General features: G+C 70.6%; 15 protein-coding genes. 1 reads left to right on the top strand and 14 read right to left on the bottom strand.

The annotated features are described in order from the left end of the window. Positions 1–7 precede the first annotated feature (7 nt). From F0U47_RS12790 to F0U47_RS12780, 3 genes are all read right to left on the bottom strand, one after another. A complete protein-coding gene (locus tag F0U47_RS12790; protein ID WP_149750859.1) occupies positions 8–1498 on the bottom strand; it encodes a M28 family metallopeptidase in 1491 nt (496 codons plus the stop codon). Positions 1499–1652: 154 nt separating this feature from the next. Beyond that, positions 1653–3857 (bottom strand): 3-hydroxyacyl-CoA dehydrogenase NAD-binding domain-containing protein, encoded by a 2205-nt coding sequence (locus tag F0U47_RS12785; protein WP_149750858.1) that lies wholly within the window; start codon positions 3855–3857, stop codon positions 1653–1655. Between the two features lie 36 nt (positions 3858–3893). Then, positions 3894–5105, bottom strand: coding sequence for an acetyl-CoA C-acetyltransferase (locus tag F0U47_RS12780; RefSeq protein ID WP_149750857.1), 1212 nt, complete (start codon positions 5103–5105; stop codon positions 3894–3896). Between the two features lie 78 nt (positions 5106–5183). Here F0U47_RS12780 and F0U47_RS12775 point away from each other — a divergent pair, with 78 nt between their 5' ends. Beyond that, positions 5184–5924, top strand: coding sequence for a MerR family transcriptional regulator (locus F0U47_RS12775; protein WP_149750856.1), 741 nt, complete (start codon positions 5184–5186; stop codon positions 5922–5924). 14 nt (positions 5925–5938) lie between these two features. Here F0U47_RS12775 and F0U47_RS12770 read toward each other — a convergent pair whose 3' ends face one another. The 11 genes from F0U47_RS12770 to F0U47_RS12720 all read right to left on the bottom strand — a co-directional run bounded on the left by F0U47_RS12770 (position 5939) and on the right by F0U47_RS12720 (position 17356). Beyond that, positions 5939–7372: a DEAD/DEAH box helicase gene (locus tag F0U47_RS12770; protein WP_149750855.1), complete on the bottom strand. Its 1434-nt coding sequence runs from the start codon at positions 7370–7372 to the stop codon at positions 5939–5941. A gap of 166 nt (positions 7373–7538) precedes the next feature. Beyond that, positions 7539–9002 (bottom strand): flavin-containing monooxygenase, encoded by a 1464-nt coding sequence (locus tag F0U47_RS12765; RefSeq protein ID WP_149750854.1) that lies wholly within the window; start codon positions 9000–9002, stop codon positions 7539–7541. Between the two features lie 9 nt (positions 9003–9011). Next, positions 9012–10187, bottom strand: coding sequence for a CaiB/BaiF CoA transferase family protein (locus tag F0U47_RS12760; protein WP_149750853.1), 1176 nt, complete (start codon positions 10185–10187; stop codon positions 9012–9014). A gap of 147 nt (positions 10188–10334) precedes the next feature. Continuing rightward, positions 10335–11555 (bottom strand): M15 family metallopeptidase, encoded by a 1221-nt coding sequence (locus tag F0U47_RS12755; protein WP_149750852.1) that lies wholly within the window; start codon positions 11553–11555, stop codon positions 10335–10337. A 92-nt stretch (positions 11556–11647) separates the two neighbouring features. Next, positions 11648–12241: a TetR/AcrR family transcriptional regulator gene (locus tag F0U47_RS12750; RefSeq protein ID WP_246159597.1), complete on the bottom strand. Its 594-nt coding sequence runs from the start codon at positions 12239–12241 to the stop codon at positions 11648–11650. A gap of 17 nt (positions 12242–12258) precedes the next feature. Then, positions 12259–12453, bottom strand: coding sequence for a ferredoxin (locus F0U47_RS12745; RefSeq protein ID WP_149750850.1), 195 nt, complete (start codon positions 12451–12453; stop codon positions 12259–12261). Beyond that, positions 12450–13961 carry a fatty acid desaturase gene (locus tag F0U47_RS22030; protein ID WP_149750849.1) on the bottom strand — a complete coding sequence of 504 codons (1512 nt, stop codon included), beginning with the start codon at positions 13959–13961 and terminating at the stop codon, positions 12450–12452. The genes F0U47_RS12745 and F0U47_RS22030 overlap by 4 nt, the downstream gene beginning before the upstream one ends. Before the next feature lie 59 nt (positions 13962–14020). Continuing rightward, the gene (locus F0U47_RS12735) at positions 14021–14644 is read right to left on the bottom strand and encodes a YfbK domain-containing protein (RefSeq protein ID WP_149750848.1); all 624 of its coding nucleotides are present in this window, start codon (positions 14642–14644) and stop codon (positions 14021–14023) included. Next, positions 14620–15639: a vWA domain-containing protein gene (locus F0U47_RS12730; protein ID WP_188111331.1), complete on the bottom strand. Its 1020-nt coding sequence runs from the start codon at positions 15637–15639 to the stop codon at positions 14620–14622. The genes F0U47_RS12735 and F0U47_RS12730 overlap by 25 nt, the downstream gene beginning before the upstream one ends. 66 nt (positions 15640–15705) lie before the next feature. Continuing rightward, positions 15706–17061 (bottom strand): cytochrome P450, encoded by a 1356-nt coding sequence (locus tag F0U47_RS12725; protein WP_246159596.1) that lies wholly within the window; start codon positions 17059–17061, stop codon positions 15706–15708. After that, positions 17048–17356 (bottom strand): hypothetical protein, encoded by a 309-nt coding sequence (locus F0U47_RS12720; RefSeq protein ID WP_149750845.1) that lies wholly within the window; start codon positions 17354–17356, stop codon positions 17048–17050. The genes F0U47_RS12725 and F0U47_RS12720 overlap by 14 nt, the downstream gene beginning before the upstream one ends. Positions 17357–17382 lie beyond the last annotated feature (26 nt).

Genomic DNA, 17382 nt, shown 5'->3' with positions numbered 1-17382 from the left:
GGTCGGGTCAGCCGGCGTTGATCACCTCGCCGCCGGATGCGTAGAGGTAGACCACGTAGGCGATGGCGTCGGCGTTGATCGCGAGGGCCTCGTGGCTGAGGTTGGCCAGACCGTCGCAGGCGGAGTGGTAGCAGGGGTCGTAGGCGACGCCCGCGGTGCCGCCCCACTTCGCCACCTGGGCCGCCGTCTTGGGCACCTCGGCTCCGGTGAAGAGACCGCCGGCGGGGATGCCGTTGAGGATGAAGGCCTGGTAGTCGGAGCGACCCGAGAACGCGGTCGGCTCGGACGGGACACCGGCGACATCGGCGTAGTAGCGCTCGAACAGCGCCTCGATGTCGTCGGACCCCGCCGGGCCGGTGAGGCCGAAGGCCGAGCCGTCGCCGTCGTAGATGAACAGGCCGTAGTTGGGCGAGCCGATCATGTCGAAGTTGAGGTACATCTCGATGTCGGATCGCTCTGCCGGCGTCAGGGTGTTGACGTAGTGCGTCGAGCCGACGAGACCGCCCTCCTCGGCACCCCACCAGGCGAACCGCACCTTGTTGGGCAGGTTGAGCTTCGCCACCTGCTCGGCGACGGTGAGGAGGCCGCTCGAGCCGGAGCCGTTGTCGTTGATGCCCGCGCCCTCGGGGACCGAGTCGAGGTGCGCGCCCGCCATGATCACGTTGTCCGGGTCGCCACCGCGGGACTCGGCGATGACGTTCTCGGTCACGCTCGCGACCCGGCTGACGTTGGCGAAGACGCGCATCCGCAGGCCGGAGATCTGGGAGAGCTCCGCGCCGAGGGCGTACGTCGTGCTGACCGCCGGCAGGCCTCCCGTGTAGCCGTTGCCCAGCGTGACAGCCGGGATGCCCTGCCGGCCCGCGTCGGAGGTGTTGCCCTGGTTGAAGAAGATGACGCCGGAGGCACCGGCGGCGGCGGCGTTCTCGGCCTTGATCTCGAAGGTGCAGACACCGCGCTGGATCAGCGCGATGTTGCCGGCCGGGAAGCCGGCGAAGTCCGCCGCCTCGCAGCCGCTGGTCGAGGCGTTGCCGAGCCCGAGGGCGACGTCGACCGGGGTCACCGGCGCGGTGACGTCACCCGGCTCGGAGTGCGGCGTCGCTGCGAAGTCGGTGTCCTCGGTGTAGGTCACCGCGTCGGGGCTGGTCTGCTGCAGCGCCGAGGGCCCGACCTCCTCGAACGCGTGGAAGTCGAACTGCTGCCGGGTCACGACGTAGCCCGCCTTGGTCATCCGCTGCGCGACGTAGTCGGCCGACGCGTCATAGCCCGGGGTTCCGGCCGCCCGGTTGCCACCGTGGGCGGCCGCGATCTCCGCGAACACCTTCTGGTGCTTCATCACGCCCTTGAGCGTCACGCACTCGAGGACCTGCTCCAACGAGCTGTTGGCCTGCCCGCACCTGGCCTCCGCGGCCTGTCCGGGGGCGGTGGACGCCGAAGCCAGCCCCACCGAGGTCAAACCGATCGCTGCCGACAGCGCGACAGCACGACGTACTGAGATCACAGAGAACTCCCTTGTCCCGAGACGGCACCCGAGCCGCCCACGTCGGCGACCCTAAGCCGGACTTTCGCGGATGGGAATCCCCAGAACCGGAAAACTTCCCGTCACGCCCGAGGGCCCGCCGCAGAAGCGACGGGCCCTCGGAGGTGAAACAGGATCAGGCGGGGAAGGACCCACCCGAGGCGGCGAGCTCACGCAGCCACGGGGTGGCCTGGAACCGGTCGCCGTACTTGGCGGCCAGCTCGTCGGCCCGCTTCAGGAACGCGTCGAGACCGACCTCGCCGGTCGACTTGTCCTCGTAGCCGGTCATGAACTGGGCGGCACCACCGGTGTTCGGCGGGAAGCCGATGCCCATGATCGAGCCGATGTTCGCGGCGGCCGCCGAGGTGATGACGCCCTCCTCGAAGCACTTCGCGGTCTCGAGTGCCTCGGCGAACAGCATCCGGTCCTTGATGTCCTCGAGCGGGATCTGCTCCGCGGCGACGGGGAACAGGTCGGCGAGCCCGGCCCAGATCGAGCCGCGCTTGCCGTCCTCGTAGTCGTAGAAGCCCGCGCCACGGAGGCGACCGGCACGACCGGCCTCGAGCATCTTGTGGACGACCGCGATGCCGGGGTGCTCGACGTACTCGTGACCCGCGGCGAGCTCACCCTCCTTGGTGGCCTTGGCGATCTTCGCCATCAGCTCGAGGTTGAGCTCGTCGGACAGCTGGAGCACCGGCGCCGGGTAGCCGGCCATGGTGGTGGCGCGCTCGATGGAGTACGGCGCCACGCCCTCCGCGAGCATCGCCATGCCCTCGTTGACCATGTAGCCGATGACGCGCGAGGTGTAGAAGCCACGGCTGTCGTTGACGACGATCGGGGTCTTCCGGATCTGCTGGACCACGTCGTAGGCCTTGGCCAGCGCCTCGTCCGAGGTCTCCTTGCCGGTGATGATCTCGACCAGCGGCATCTTGTCCACGGGGGAGAAGAAGTGGAGGCCGATGAAGTCGGCCGGCCGGTCGACACCGTCAGCGAGCTCGGTGATCGGCAGCGTCGAGGTGTTCGAGCAGAGGAGCGCGTCCTTGTTGACGTACGGCGCCACCTCGGCGAAGACCTTCGCCTTCAGGGACGGGTCCTCGAACACCGCCTCGATCACCAGGTCGCAGCCGGTGAGGTCGGCCGGGTCGGCGGTCGGCTTGATCCGGCCGAGCAGCTCGGCCTTCTTCTCCTCGGTCGACTTGCCGCGGCTGATCGCCTTGTCGAGGATGCCCTCGGAGTACGCCTTGCCCTTCTCGGCGTTCTCGATTGCGACGTCCTTGAGGACGACCTCCATGCCGGCCTTGGCGCAGACGTAGGCGATGCCCGCGCCCATCATGCCCGCGCCGAGCACGCCGACCTTCGTGGCCTTCCACGGTTCGATGCCCTGCGGGCGGAGCGAGCCGGAGTTGATCGCCTGGAGGTCGAAGAAGAACGCCTGGATCATGTTCTTCGAGTTCTGGTTGACCACCAGGTTGGTGAGGTAGCGCGACTCGATTCGCGAGGCGGTGTCGAAGTCGACGGATGCGCCCTCGATCGCGGCCGACAGGATCGCCTTCTGCGCCGGGTAGTCCGCACCCTTCAGCTGCTGGCGCAGGAGCGCCGGGAACGCCGGGAGGAACGCGGCGAGAGCCGGGGACTTCGGGCTGCCGCCGGGCATCTTGTAGCCGGGGGCGTCCCACGGCTGGGCGGACGCGTCCGGGTTGGCCTTGATCCACGCCTTCGCAGCAGGGACCAGCTCCTCACGGCTCGCGACCAGCTCGTTGACGAGGCCCTTGTCCTTGGCCTTCTGCGGGTCGAACTGCGTGCCCTGGAGCAGGAAGTCCATCAGCGCCGACTGGATGCCGAACATCCGCACGGTGCGGGTGACGCCGCCACCGCCCGGGAGCAGGCCAAGGCTGGCCTCGGGCAGGCCGACCTTGACGCTGCGGTCGTCGACGGCGATCCGGTGGTTCGCGGCCAGGCAGATCTCGAGGCCGCCGCCGAGGGCGGCGCCGTTGATGGCGGCGACGACCGGCTTGGGGAACAGCTCGAGGCGCCGCAGGGCGGCCTTGATGCTCTCGGCGAGGGCGAACACCTCGGGGGCGTTCTCCTTGGTCGTCTGGGTCATCAGCTTGAGGTCGCCGCCGGCGAAGAAGGTCTTCTTCGCGCTGGCGATCACGACGCCCTTGATAGCGCCGTCGTCGTCGCCGTGTTCGCTGTACAGGCGCTCGACCGCGGCCTCCATGGAGGAGCGGTAGAGCTCGTTCATCGTGTTGGCGCTCTGGTTGGGGTCGTCCAGCGTCAGGGTGACGATGCCGTCGGAGTCCCGCTCGTAGCGCACAGCGGTCTGAGTGTCAGTGCTCATCAGTGTGTGGTTCCAGTCCTGTCTCGGTGTCCAGCGTCAGACGCGCTCGATGATGGTGGCGATGCCCATGCCTCCGCCGACGCAGAGCGTGGCGAGGCCGCGGCGCAGGTCGCGCCGCTCGAGCTCGTCGATCAGCGTGCCGAGGATCATCGCGCCGGTCGCGCCGAGCGGGTGGCCCATGGCGATCGCGCCGCCGTTGACGTTGGTGATGTCGTGGCTGATGCCCATGTCGCGCATGAACCGCATCGCGACGGCGGCGAACGCCTCGTTGATCTCGAACAGGTCGATGTCGCCGACCTCGAGGCCGGCCTTGGCCAGCGCCTTGCGCGCGGCCGGGGCCGGACCGGTCAGCATGATCACCGGGTCGGCACCCGACACGGCGGTCGCGAGGATCCGCGCCCGCGGGGTCAGGCCGAGGTCCTGGCCGACCTGCTCGCTGCCGATCAGGGTCAGAGCGGCGCCGTCCACGATGCCGGAGCTGTTGCCGGCGTGGTGGACGTGGTTGATCTTCTCGACCCAGTGGTACTTCTCGAGCGCCACGTTGTCGAAGCCGGCGTCCGCGCCGATCTGGGCGAAGCTCGGCTTGAGACCGGCGAGGCCCTCGACCGAGGTGTCCGGGCGGACCGTCTCGTCACGGTCGAGCACGGTGATGCCGTTGATGTCCTTGACCGGTACGACGGCGCCCTCGAAGTAGCCGTTCGCCCACGCCTTGGCGGCGCGGTGGTGCGACTCGGCGGCGTACGCGTCGACGTCCTCGCGGTTCCAGCCCTCGATCGTGGCGATCAGGTCGGCGCCGATGCCCTGCGGGACGAAGCTGGTCTTCAGAGCGGTGGCCGGGTCCTGGGCCCAGGCGCCACCGTCGGAGCCCATCGGCACCCGGCTCATCGACTCGACGCCACCGGCGACGATCAGGTCCTCGAAGCCACCGCGCACGCGGCCGGCGGCCTGGTTGACGGCCTCGAGGCCGGAGGCGCAGAAGCGGTTGAGCTGCACGCCCGCGACGGTCTCGGGGTAGCCGGCGGCCAGCGCCGCCGTCTTGGCGATGTCGCCGCCCTGGTCGGCCACCGGGCTCACGACGCCGAGGATGACGTCGTCGACGCGGTGGGTGTCGAGGCCGGGGTTGCGCACCTCGAGCTCGTTGAGGAGACCAACAGCGAGGTCGACGGGCTTCACCTCGTGGAGGGTGCCGGTCGCCTTGCCCCTGCCGCGGGGGGTGCGGAGGTGGTCGTACACGAATGCTTCTGCCATGACCGTCCTTGGGATTCGGGAACGCGCGCGTCAGCGCGCTTCAAAGGTCGCTGACCCGATTGTGACACTATTACTGTCATGGTCAAGGGAGAGGGTCATGCGACGGATGTCACACCGGGTGCGCAGAGCGGCGCCACCGAGGGTCTGCTGACGCTCGACGAGCTCACCCAGCGGGTCGGCCTGAGCGTGCGGACCGTGCGGTTCTACACGACCAAGGGCCTGCTGCCTCCGCCCGTGCGGCGCGGCCGGTCCGGCTACTACACGCCCGAGCACGTTGCGCGGCTCGAGCTCGTCCAGGAGCTGCAGAGCCACGGCTTCACGCTGGCCGCCATCGAGCGGTACGTCGCCGGGATCCCCGACGAGGCCACGCCCGAGGACATCGCGCTCGCGCGCACGATGCTGGCGCCGTGGCAGTCCGACCTCCCGGTCGAGATGGACCACGCCCAGCTCGAGCGGAAGGCCGGTCGCAGCCTGTCGGACGAGGACGTCGCGACGCTTCAGGCCCTCGGCGTGCTGCGGCGGCGCGACGCGTCGTACCTCGTCGCCGGCAACCAGCTCGCGATCGGGCTCCGGCTGCTGGAGCTCGGCTTCCCGCGCGAGGTCGCCGTCGCGGCCGCGGCCGTCTACCGCGAGCACGGCGAGCAGATGGCGAAGGAGCTCTACGAGGTCATCCGCGACAAGCTCGCCCCGCTGTACGACGACGACCGGTCCGAGCACTTCCGCGAGGTCATGGAGCGGCTGAAGCCGCTCTCGGTCGGCGGCCTGGTGACGGCCTACGAGTCCGCCGTCGCCCGGACCGCCCGCAACCCGCGGAGGTAGGGGTCAGCCCGGGATCAGCGGCGCCCGGAGCTGAACGTCGAGGCGCTGTGGCCGCCGCCGTTACCGCCGGACCGACGCTGGCTGCTGCGCCGGCGTCCTCCACCGGCAGAGCCACCGTTGCCTGAGCCGCCGTTGCCCGAGCCACCGGACCTGCCGGCACCGCTGCGGGCGCCGGCCTTCGGGCGCGGCTTGGCGCCCGACCGCGCACCGCCGGACTTCGGCCGCGAGCGACCGCCGCCCGAGGAGGTGGTGGTCACCTCGGTCTTGAGGCCGCCCGGACGCGAGCGCTCGCCGGGAGCGAGGTCCTTCAGCACGGGGTGGCCGGCGCTGTCGACGCGGGTCGTCGTGGCCTTGATGCCGGCCGCCCGCGTGAGAGCGCGTACGTCGCCGCGCTGGTCGTCGGTCATCAGCGTGATCACCGTGCCGGCGGCACCAGCGCGGGCCGTGCGGCCGGAGCGGTGCAGGTAGGCCTTGTGCTCGGCCGGCGGGTCCGCGTGGATCACCAGGGCGACGTCGTCGACGTGGATGCCGCGCGCGGCGATGTCGGTGGCGACCAGCGTGGTGGCCTGGCCGCTGTGGAAGGCGTCCATGTTGCGGGTGCGCGCACCCTGGCTCAGGTTGCCGTGCAGGTCGACCGCGGGGACGCCGGCGCTGTTGAGCTGGCGGGCCAGGGCCTTCGCACCGTGCTTGGTGCGGGTGAAGACGACGGTCCGGCCGGGAGCGCTCACGAGGTCGAGGAGGACCTGCAGGCGCAGCTCACGGTTCACGTGCAGCACGTGGTGGTCCATCTTCGCGACGGGCGACTGCGCCGAGTCGGCCTCGTGCACGGCGGGGTTCGCGAGGAACCGCTTCACGAGCACGTTGATCGCGCCGTCGAGGGTCGCGGAGAACAGCATCCGCTGACCGCCCTTCGGCGTCTGGTCGAGCAGGCGTCGTACGGCGGGCAGGAAGCCGAGGTCGGCCATGTGGTCGGCCTCGTCGAGCACGGTGATCTGGACGTCCGCGAGGCTGCAGTGGCCCTGTTGGATCAGGTCCTCGAGCCGGCCGGGGCAGGCGATGAGGATGTCGACGCCGCGGCGCAGCGCGCTGACCTGCGGGCCCTGGCCGACGCCGCCGAAGACGGTCGTCGTGCTGAGGCCGGCCGCGTCGGCGAGCGGCTTGATGGTCGCGTGGATCTGGCTGGCCAGCTCGCGGGTGGGCGCCAGGACCAGGGCGCGAGGCCGCTTGGTCACCGGACGGCGACCGGCCTGCGCGAGGCGCGCGACCAGCGGGAGGCCGAAGGCGTAGGTCTTGCCGGAGCCGGTGCGGCCACGCCCGAGGACGTCACGGCCGGCCAGCGAGTCCGGCAGCGTCGCCGCCTGGATCGGGGTGGGAACGGTGATCTGGTCGGCCGTCAGGACGGCGAGCAGGTCGGTGGGCACGCCGAGATCGGCGAAGGTGGAGGTCACGAGGAAATCTCTCGGTCGGCGTCTCGCCGTGCTGTCCCGCCGGCGGCGGGAAGGGAAGCGGGCCTCGAGTACGAGGAGCGCGGCTGGCGCGCGGGGCCCGGGGCAAGACCTGCCGGACCGATGGCACCAGCCTAGGGGGCGATCCTTCCGTCGGAAGAATCCGCGACTACGTGAAGCGCAGCACGCCGTCGTCGATCGGCGCCCGCTGGATGATCCGCCGGTCGACCAGGTAGTTCTGGTCGAGCCGCCACGGCGCCCGGTCGCCCTCGCCCGGCAGCAGGTGCGCCGAGCGCTGGATGTATCCGGAGCTCAGCAGCATCAGCGGACGCCGCTCCACCGTCGGGTCGGGCTCCGGCACCGCGGTCCGGTAGCCGTGCTGGCCCATGTGGGCCAGCAGCCGGCACACGTAGTCGATGACGAGGTCGGCCTTGAGGGTCCACGACGCGTTGGTGTAGCCGAGGGTGAAGAAGAGGTTCGGCACGCCGCTGAGCATCAGCGCCTTGTAGGCCAGCCGCGACGGCAGGTCCATCGGCTCGCCGTCGACGACGAAGTCGATGCCGCCGAACGGCAGCTGCATCTGGAACCCGGTGGCCGTGACCACGACGTCGGCGGCCAGCTCGCGTCCCGACGTCAACCTCAGCCCGTCACGCGTGAACGTCTCGATGGTGTCGGTGACGACCGACGCGTCCCCGTCGCTCAGCACCTTGAAGAGGTCGTTGTTCGGCACGAAGCAGAGTCGCTGCTCCCACGGGTTGTACGGCGGCGCGAAGTGCTCGTCGACGGCGAAGTCCGGCGGCAGCTGGCTCACGACGCCCTTGCGGATGAGGGCCTTCGCCCGTGCCGGCCAGCGCATGCTGAACTTGTAGAAGCCGACCGCCTGCAGGATGTTGGCCCACCGAGCCACCCGGTAGACCACCCGGTCCGGCATCCGCAGCTTCTTGAGCAGGCGGGCCACCGGGTCGTGCCGCCCGCGGTTGATGACGTACGTCGGCGTCCGCTGCAGCATCGTCACGTGCTCGGCCGCCCCGGGGCCGGTGGCCATCGCCGGCACCAGCGTCACGGCGGTCGCGCCGCTGCCGACCACGACGACCCGTTTCCCGGCGTAGTCGAGGTCGTCGGGCCAGTGCTGCGGGTGGATGATCTCGCCGCGGAAGTCGGCCATGCCGGGCCAGGTCGGCTGGAAGCCCTGCTCGTACTGGTAGTAGCCGGCGCACGACCACAGGAAGCCCGCGGTCAGGGTGACCGTCTCCCCGGCAGCGGGGTCGCCGACGCTCGCGGTGACGGTCCAGCGCGCCTGCTCGGAGTCCCAGGCCGCGTGGGTGACCCGGTGGCGGTAGCGGATCAGCCGGTCGACGTCGTACTCCTCGGCGACGGTGTCGATGTACTCCCGGATCAGCGGGCCGTCCGCGAGCGCGACATCGCTCTGCCACGGCCGCCAGGTGTAGCCGAAGGTGAACATGTCGCTGTCGGACCGGATGCCCGGGTAGCGGAAGAGGTCCCACGTGCCGCCCTTGGCGTCGCGGGACTCGAGCACGAGCACGGACTTCCCGGGCAGGCGGGTGCGGACCTGCGCGGCAGCGCCGACGCCCGAGAGCCCGGCTCCGATGATGAGGACGTCGACGTGCTCCATGGGTGGTTCCTACTCCTCGTCAACCTGCACCGCGACCCCCCGCAGTAGGAGATCGTCGACGTTCGCGACGCCCCAGGCGGTCAGCGCCTCTCGGGTGTGGGCGCCGGCCTTCGGCGGCGGCGCCATCCCGAGGGTCGCCTGCGTGCGGGAGAACCGCGGCGCCGGCTGCGGCTGCACGATCCCGTCCTTCTCGACCAGGACCTCCCGCGCCTTCATGTGCGGGTGGTCGACCGCCTCGCTGAACTTGAGGATGGGCGCGACGCAGGCGTCGGTGCCGTCGAAGACCGCGCACCACTCGTCGCGGGTCTTCTCCTTGAAGCGCGACGCGATGAGCTCCCGCATCTCGTCGAACCGGTCGAACTCGAACTGGCCGGGCACCTGGTCCACGATGTCGAGCAGCTCCACGAGCTGGGCGAAGAACTGCGGCTCCAGCGAGCCGACGGACATGTGCTCACCGTCGGCGGTCTCGTAGATGTCGTAGTACGGCGCGCCGCCGTCGAGCAGATTGCTGACCCGCTCCTCCTTGAACGTCCCGGCGGCGAGGAACGCCGCGAGCATCGTGTTGAGGTGCGCGGTCCCGTCGACGATCGCGGCGTCGACGACCTGCCCCTCGCCGGAGACCCTGGCCTCGAGCAGGGCGGCGAGGATGCCGATGACGAGGTACGTCGAGCCGCCGCCGAAGTCGCCGACCAGGTTCGCCGGAAACTGCGGCTTCTCCTTGACCTGGCCGAGCCCGTGCAGGGTGCCGGTGATCGCGATGTAGTTCATGTCGTGGCCGGCCGCCTGGCTCCAGGGGCCGTCCTGGCCCCAGCCGGTCATCCGGCCGTAGACCAGCCGCGGGTTGCGTGCACGGCACTCGTCGGGGCCGATGCCCAGCCGCTCCGCGACGCCGGGGCGCATGCCCTCGACCAGCACGTCGGCGTTCGCGACGAGGTCGAGCACGACCCCGGCCGCTGCCGGGTCCTTGAGGTTGAGCGCGACGCTGGGACGTCCCCGGGTCAGCAGGTCGTGGCTGCCCCCGGCGAGGAGCTGGCCCCCGGGCCGCTCGACCCGGATCACGTCGGCGCCGAGGTCAGCGAGGATCGTGCAGGCGTGCGGACCGGGGCCGATGCCGGCGATCTCGACGACCTTGATCCCGCGGAGCGGGCCGGTGCCCTGGCCCAGTTCGATGCTCTGGAGCGTCATGGGCCGATCATTGCACAATGCTGACAGTGTCGCTGTCACGGTTCGGGCGAGCGCGGGGCGCGGGATACCCGGTCGACCGGGTATTCCGCGGGTTGTCGGCCGTTGCAGAGGCGGACAACCCGTGGGAAGGGCGGACAACCCCGCCCGTCAGCCGGGCTGGACGATCCGCTCGAGCTCGAAGTGCATGGGGTCGGTCCAGGTCCAGTCGCCGCCCCAGGCGAAGCCCCACTTCTTGAAGATCTGCACCACGGTGGGGTGCATCTCGCCGACGGTGCCCCGTTGGTTCTCGAGCGAGTTGATGTCGATCGCCAGGCCGAAGGAATGGTTGGAGAGCGTCGTCGACCCGGCGATGAACCGCGGGTAGTAGCAGCCGACGTGGTACTTGATCTCGTGGGCTAGACCGAGCGTCTGCACCTCCAGGAGCGCTTCCCTGAGCTGCGGCATCATGTACTTGTTGCAGGTGAGCCTGCCCAGGATGGGCACCGTCTCGGTCACGATGTGCTCCCGCACCCACGCCGGGTCGGGCTGCACCCGGCCGCCGCCGATCGGGGTGTAGCGGTAGACGCCGACCGCCTCGGCGAAGGTGCCGATGACCAGCGCGGTCCGGGACGCGCCAGGGTCGATGCCGGTCTGAGCGACGATGTCGAGGTCGGTGATCGCCATGTTGTCCTCGAGGAGCGGCTCCAGCTTCTCCTTGACCGCCTGCGGCGAGTAGGCGCCGGTGCTGATCACGAGCGCGTTGTTCTCGGGGAAGTCGAGGGCCTCTCCCCACGCCTCGTTGACGACCGCGTCGATGGTGCCGACCTGCGAAGTCCAGGCGCCCACGTGGATCGGCGAGGTCTGCTCGCCCGAACCGACGGCGAGATAGTCGTCCTTGTCGAGGGGGATCCGGCCCTTCAGCGCGTCAAGCACCGCGATCTCGCCGCCCGCGACGCGCTCCCAGGCTTCCTGGAACCTCGCACCATTGTCGTCCGGACCGGCGAACCGGCGGTACCCCTCGACGTCGACCGCGGCGATCCGATAGGCCCGGTTCTCCAGCGAGAAGCTGGAGAGCGACAGCGGCGTGATGGCACTGACGGCTCTGCGGCCCTCGAGCCGGATGTTCCGGATCCGCCGGATGAGCTCGTCGGGGATCGTCTCGGTGCTCTCGAGCAGCATGTCGTCAGGCTCGATGCGGTCGAACTCACCCGGCGGCTCCACCGTGTGCACGGCGTACGACGGCCCGCCGCCGTCGGGCACCGAGCTGGTCCCCGACGCGGCGCCGCTCGTCTCGTCCTCGGCCGGGTCAGCCGGGCTGCTGCAGGCAGCAGCCAGCAGCACGACGGCGCTCACGAACGCCAGCCGCGCGCGTCGGTGCGCAACCCCCATAGAACTTCCCTCCCCCGCTGAGGGTAGTTCGGAAACCGATAGGACGTCGCCCAGTGTCCCGCATCCGGCGCCGGTGCGGGGGGTCCGGTCAGTCAGCCGAGGACCTTCTCCGCGACCCACGCGATGTCGTCCGCGGTCGTCGCCGGGTCGGCGGAGGGCTGCATGACGTGGCTGAGCACCAGCCGGACCACCATGTCGATGCTCGCGTCGAGGCGGTCGGGCTCGAGGTCGATGTCGTAGCCCTCGAGCCGTTCGCCGACCACCATCTTGGCCGCCACCAGCAGCGACTCGGCGTGGGTCGTCAGCAGCGGCAGGAGTTCGGTGTCGGCGCCATGGGTGGCCGACACGACGGCGTGCAGGAGCGCGTTGTTCTGGGCGTACTTGAGCACCCGCCGGGCCGAGTCGCGGATCGCCTGGACCAGGTCGTCGGGGTTCTCGTCGAAGGAGCGGACCACGCCGGCGAGGAACCGGTCGAGCTCGCGCAGCACGACGGCCTCGGCAAGGTCGTTCTTGGTGCCGATCTCGTTGTAGACGGTCTGCCTGCTCACGCCGACCTCGTCCGCGAGCCGCGCCATGGTGACCCGCGCCCAGCCCTCGTTGGTGATCACCGCCTGGGCGGCGTCGCACAGGCGCTCGCGAAGTCCTCCGACGACGACCGGTGACGCCCCGGCGGGCTGCGCGCTCACAGGAGCGAGGATAGACATCAGTCCGTCAGCGACAGCGCAAGCACCGGGCAGGCCTGGACCGCGGCGTACACATGGGCCCGGTCCGACTCCGGCGGCGAGTCGTCCAGGATGTTGACCTGGTCCTCATCCTCGTCGACCTCGAAGTAGTCGTTGGCCATCGCCTCGCACATGCCGAGGCCCTCGCACTTCTCCAGATCCGCGACGATCTTCATGAGGCATCCACCTTCTCCGGGTCGAACGGGATGAAGTCGATCTTGTCGCGGACGCCGCAGTCCGGACAGGTCCAGTCCTCCGGGATCTCGCTCCACGCCGTGCCGGCCGGGAAGCCCTCGTGCTCGTCGCCCGCGGCGACCTCGTAGACGTAGGAGCAGCCGGGACACCTCGCCGCGAGCACCTCGCCCTCGAACTTCTGCGCGAAGAAGTCGTCCTTGTGGACGTCGTGCTCGGCCGGCGGCGGGAACTTCCGGAGGTACTTCTCCACCTTGCGCGGGTGGATGTTGGCCAGGGTCACGTCGCCCTCGAGGTGGTCGACCACGCGCGGGTCCATCACCTTGCGCCACAGCGGCGGGAAGAGCGCCAGCGTCAGCATCCCGGCGTAGCCGGTCGGCAGGGCGGGCGACTCCTTGAAGTCGCGCAGCGTCTGGTAGCGACGGGTCGGGTTGGCGTGGTGGTCGCTGTGCCGCTGCAGGTGGTAGAGGAAGATGTTGGTGACGATGTTGTTGCTGTTCCAGCTGTGCATCGGCAGCACCCGCTCGTAGCGCTGCTTCTCGCCGACCTTCTGCCGCAGCATCCCGTAGTGCTCGAGGTAGTTGACGATCTCCAGCAGCGAGAACCCGAACACGACGGTGATGGCGAGGTAGGGCAGCACCTGCCAGCCGAACATCAACGTGATGGCGCCGTAGAGCACCAGCGACATCAGCCAGGCGTTGAGCACGTCGTTGCCGAGGTGGAACGGGTGGGTGCCCTTGCGCCTGTAGCGCTTGGCCTCCAGTTCCCAGGCGCTCTTCAGCGAGCCGGTGACGGTGCGCGGCCAGAACGCCCAGAAGGACTCGCCGAGCCGCGACGACGCGGGGTCCTCCGGCGTGGCCACCCGCACGTGGTGGCCGCGGTTGTGCTCGATGTAGAAGTGTCCGTAGAACGTCGGCGCCAGCGCGATCTTGGACAGCCAGCGCTCGACCGACTCCTTCTTGTGCCCGAGCTCGTGCGCGGTGTTGATGCCGATGCCCTGGACGCCGGCGAGGGAGATCGCGAGCAGGACCTTCTCCCACCAGGCCAGAGGGTCGTCGGCGAGGTCGCGCACGATGCCCGCGCCGAGGACGTCGGCGATGCCGCCGGTGGCGCCGAGGAGGTCGGCAGCCCAGCGGACCGGGTTGATGTCACCGAGCATCGCCGCGCCACCGATCAGGATGGCGAACTGCATCGGCAGGTACAGGTAGACGACCCAGCGGTAGTACCGGTCGTTCTCGAGCTGCTCGATCATGTCGTCGGGCGGGTTCGACGGGTCGAGCCCGAGCGCGAGGTCGAGCACCGGGATGATCACGTTGATGAGGAGCGGCCCGGCCAGCAGCAGCCACCACCAGTCGAGGTAGAGGTAGGAGGCCACGGCGAGGAGGCCGAAGCCGGGGACCATCAGGCCGAGCAGCCAGAGGTACCGCTTCCGGTCCTTCCACACCTCGGTCGTGCCGTCCGGGACGGTCTTGCCGATCTGTTCGGGGCTCATTGACAAGACGGTAGTGTTTGTAAACCCGTTTGACAAGACCCCCGCGGATGTAAACCTGGTCAGGCGACCGCGATCGCCTGCTCCACGAGCGTCACCAGCTCCGCGGCGCCGGCGACGCCCGCGGCCGCGAGCGCCTCCGCCCGCGCCAGCACGTCGTCGAGGGTGATCCCGCGATCGGCGTACGGCGCCGCCAGCTTGAGCACCTGCGCCAGGTCCGCCACGGTCACCGCCAGGTCCAGCCGGTACGACGGCTGCTCGTCGTCCGCGGCCACCACGTCGACCACGGCCTCCTCCTGGGCAGCGGCATCGGCGCCGGGACCCACCGGCGTCCAGCGGACCGCGGCGTTGCCGATCACGGCCCCCGGCTCGACGCCCGGCGCGAGGCGGACCTCGTAGAGAGCGGTGGCGTGGTGGCCGGCGCCGAGCTCGCCGGCGTCCGTCCCCGGGTCGGTGAAGTCCTCGTCCGCGATCGCGCGGTTGTCGTAGCCGATCAGGCGGTACGACGTCACGAGCCCGGGATCGAAGCTGACCTGCGTACGGGCCTCGCCGGCCACCGGCGTCAGCGTCGTGACCAGGTCCTCACCGAACAGCTGCTCGGCCTCGTCGTAGGTGTCGACGTATGCGTAGAACCCGTCACCGAGGTCGGCGAGCTGCTCCATCAGGTGGTCGTTGTAGTTGCCCATGCCGTAGCCGACCGTGACCAGGTGGATGCCGCCGTCGGGCGAGCGGCCCTCCTCCTGGATGGTCTCGATGATCGAGCCCGGCCCGGTGTTGCCGACGTTGGCGACGCCGTCGGAGGCGAGGACGACGAGGTTGACGGCGTCCGGTCACCCTGGGCTGCCGCCTCCCGTGCCTGCTCGTAGCCGAGCCGCAGGCCGGCCTCGAGGTTGGTGCTGCCGCCCGGCTCCAGGGCCTCGACCGCCTCGAGGATCGCCTCGGTGTCGCTGGCGGGGGTCGGCTCCAGGATCGGCCGGGCCTCGTCCTCGAAGGACACGACCGAGACCGTGTCGTCGGCGTCGAGCCGGTCCGCCAGGAGCGCGAGGGAGGACTGCACCAGGCCCAGCCGCTCCCGGATGTTCATGCTCCCCGACCGGTCGACGACCAGGGTCACGTTCACCGGCGGCCGGTCGTCCGCGGACACCTCGCGCGCAGCCACACCGACCCGGACCAGCTGGGTCCCGTCGTCGAGGCTCGGCGTCGTGCCGGTCTCGGTGGTCAGGCCGAGGTCGGCGTCGGTGGGCGCGGGGTCGTCGTAGTCGAACGCGTTGACCCACTCCTCGACCCGGATGGACGCCCGCGGCACCCGGTAGCCGTCGCGGAGGAGGGTGCGGGCGACGCCGTACGACCCGGTGTCGACGTCGAGCGCGAAGGTCGACCGTGGGTCCGCCGTGGTCTCGACGAAGCCGCTCGTGCCGTGGTCGCGGAAGGTGTTGTCCTGGTTCGTGGCCGGGATCCGCGGGTGCTCGCCGCCGGAGCCCTCCGCCACGGTGGCCTGGGGCATCGAGTGCGACCCGTCGCTCTCGTAGACCACCTCGGGGTAGTCCTCGTAGTAGGACCGGGTGTCGATCCCGCGCCTGCTGTCGGGGTCGGGGGCGGAGCCCGAGCACGCGGCGAGGACGGCGGTGGCGAGGAGCGCGGCGACGGCCGCGGCGGCGGTGTCGGGGATCCGAGGAGTCATGGGCCTCCGACGTCCGGAGCCCGGCATCGGTTCCTAGGAGCCAGTTGCGAGCCAGTTACGGGCCGGTCACCCCACGGAGCGGAGATCAGGACGCGGGACCGAGGACGCGTCCGCGACGGTCGAGACGGGGAGGTACTCCCAGCCGCGCAGCACCCGGGTCGTGCGCCGCTCGGGCCGGCCGACCACGCGCAGGTCGGGGTAGCGGTCGAAGAGCGTGCGCAGGGCGACCGTGGCCTCGAGCCGCGCCAGGCTCGCCCCCAGGCAGAAGTGGACGCCAGCGGAGGACGCCACGTGCTCGGCGGCGTTGGTGCGTCGTACGTCGAACGTGGCGGGGTCGTCGAACACCGCCGGGTCGCGGTTGGCCCCGCCGAGGTAGACGAGCACCGCCTCCCCCTCGGCGATCCGCTCCCCGCCGACCTCGGTGTCGCACGACGCAGCCCGCATGGTCAGCTGGACCGGCGCGTCGTGCCGCAGGACCTCCTCGACAGCGTTGCCCCAACCGTCCGGGTTGTCCTGCAGCCAGCGCCGCTGGTCGGGGTGGGCGTCGAGCAGTGCGACCGCGTTGCCGATCAGGTTCACGGTGGTCTCGAAGCCGGCGCCGAGGACGAGCAGCCCGATCGCGTGGAGCTCGTCCCGGCTCAGGTCGGCGGCCTCCGGATCCTGGACGACCTGGCTCAGCAGGTCGCTGCCGGGGTCGCGCCGCAGCCGGTCGAGGTGGTGGTCGAACCACGCGTGCATCTGGCGGAGCGCGACCTCCGCCGCGCGGTACTGCCCCCAGCTCAGGCCGGGGTCGAGCGTCGTCGCCGCGAGGTTGCCCCACTCCAGGAGCGGGCCGCGCTCGTGCTCGGGGACGCCGAGGATGTCGGCGATGACGGCGACCGGCAGCTGCGCGGCGTAGCGCCCGACCAGGTCGAACGTCGGCTCGCGGCCGAGGTCGTCGAGCAGCCGGGTCGCGACCGAATCGACGCGGTCGGCCATCCGGCCGACCTTGCGGGCGGTGAACGCGCGGGACACCAGTCGGCGGTAGTGGGTGTGGACCGGCGGGTCGACCACGAGCATCGACGGCGGGTCGACCGGGCTGAGCGTGTCGGTGTCGCGGACCAGCTGGTGCAGTCGCCGCAGCGGGGCGGGCAGCTCGCCCTGGCCGGCGCCGGTGCCGAAGTCGTCGCTGCGCAGGATCGCGTTGGCGACGGCGTGGTCGACGGTGCCGGCGACCAGGCCGTTGCGCACGACCCGGCCCTGGGCACGGAGCTGCTCGTAGGAGGGGTACGGGTCGTCGTACAACGCGCTGTCAGTGGCGAGCCCGGCCATCACGTCGCCCTTGGCGGCCGCGCGGTGTAGGAACCGGCGCTGCAGCCCGTGCGCGATCGACCAGGCGACGAAGGACTGCGGTGTGGAGAGGAGGGTGCTAGGCGACGGCACGGTGTCCACCCTGCGCCTCGGCAGCCGCGCGGTCCAGGATCCGCAGCAGGGTGCGGGTCCGCCGTTCCACCCGTCCCTGCTGCTCCTCCCACGCCGGCTCGGGCGAGTCGGTGTCCAGCTGGGCCTGGCGGGTCAGCTGCCAGCGGTAGCGCAGCGCGGTCACGAGGTGGTCGCGGTCACCGAACAGCTCGGCGAGCTCGTCGTTCCAGGGAAGGGCGGCCCCCGGGTCCTGGAGGAACAGCTCCTCGATCTCCCGCATGATGTGCCAGCGGCGCTTGGTCTCGCTCCAGGTCATGGTGCTCACCGTCCTCGGGGGTCAAT

Origin of the sequence: Nocardioides antri, from assembly GCF_008373765.1 — a bacterium.
GTDB lineage: Bacteria > Actinomycetota > Actinomycetes > Propionibacteriales > Nocardioidaceae > Nocardioides > Nocardioides antri.
This window is presented reverse-complemented; position numbering and strand designations above follow the sequence as displayed.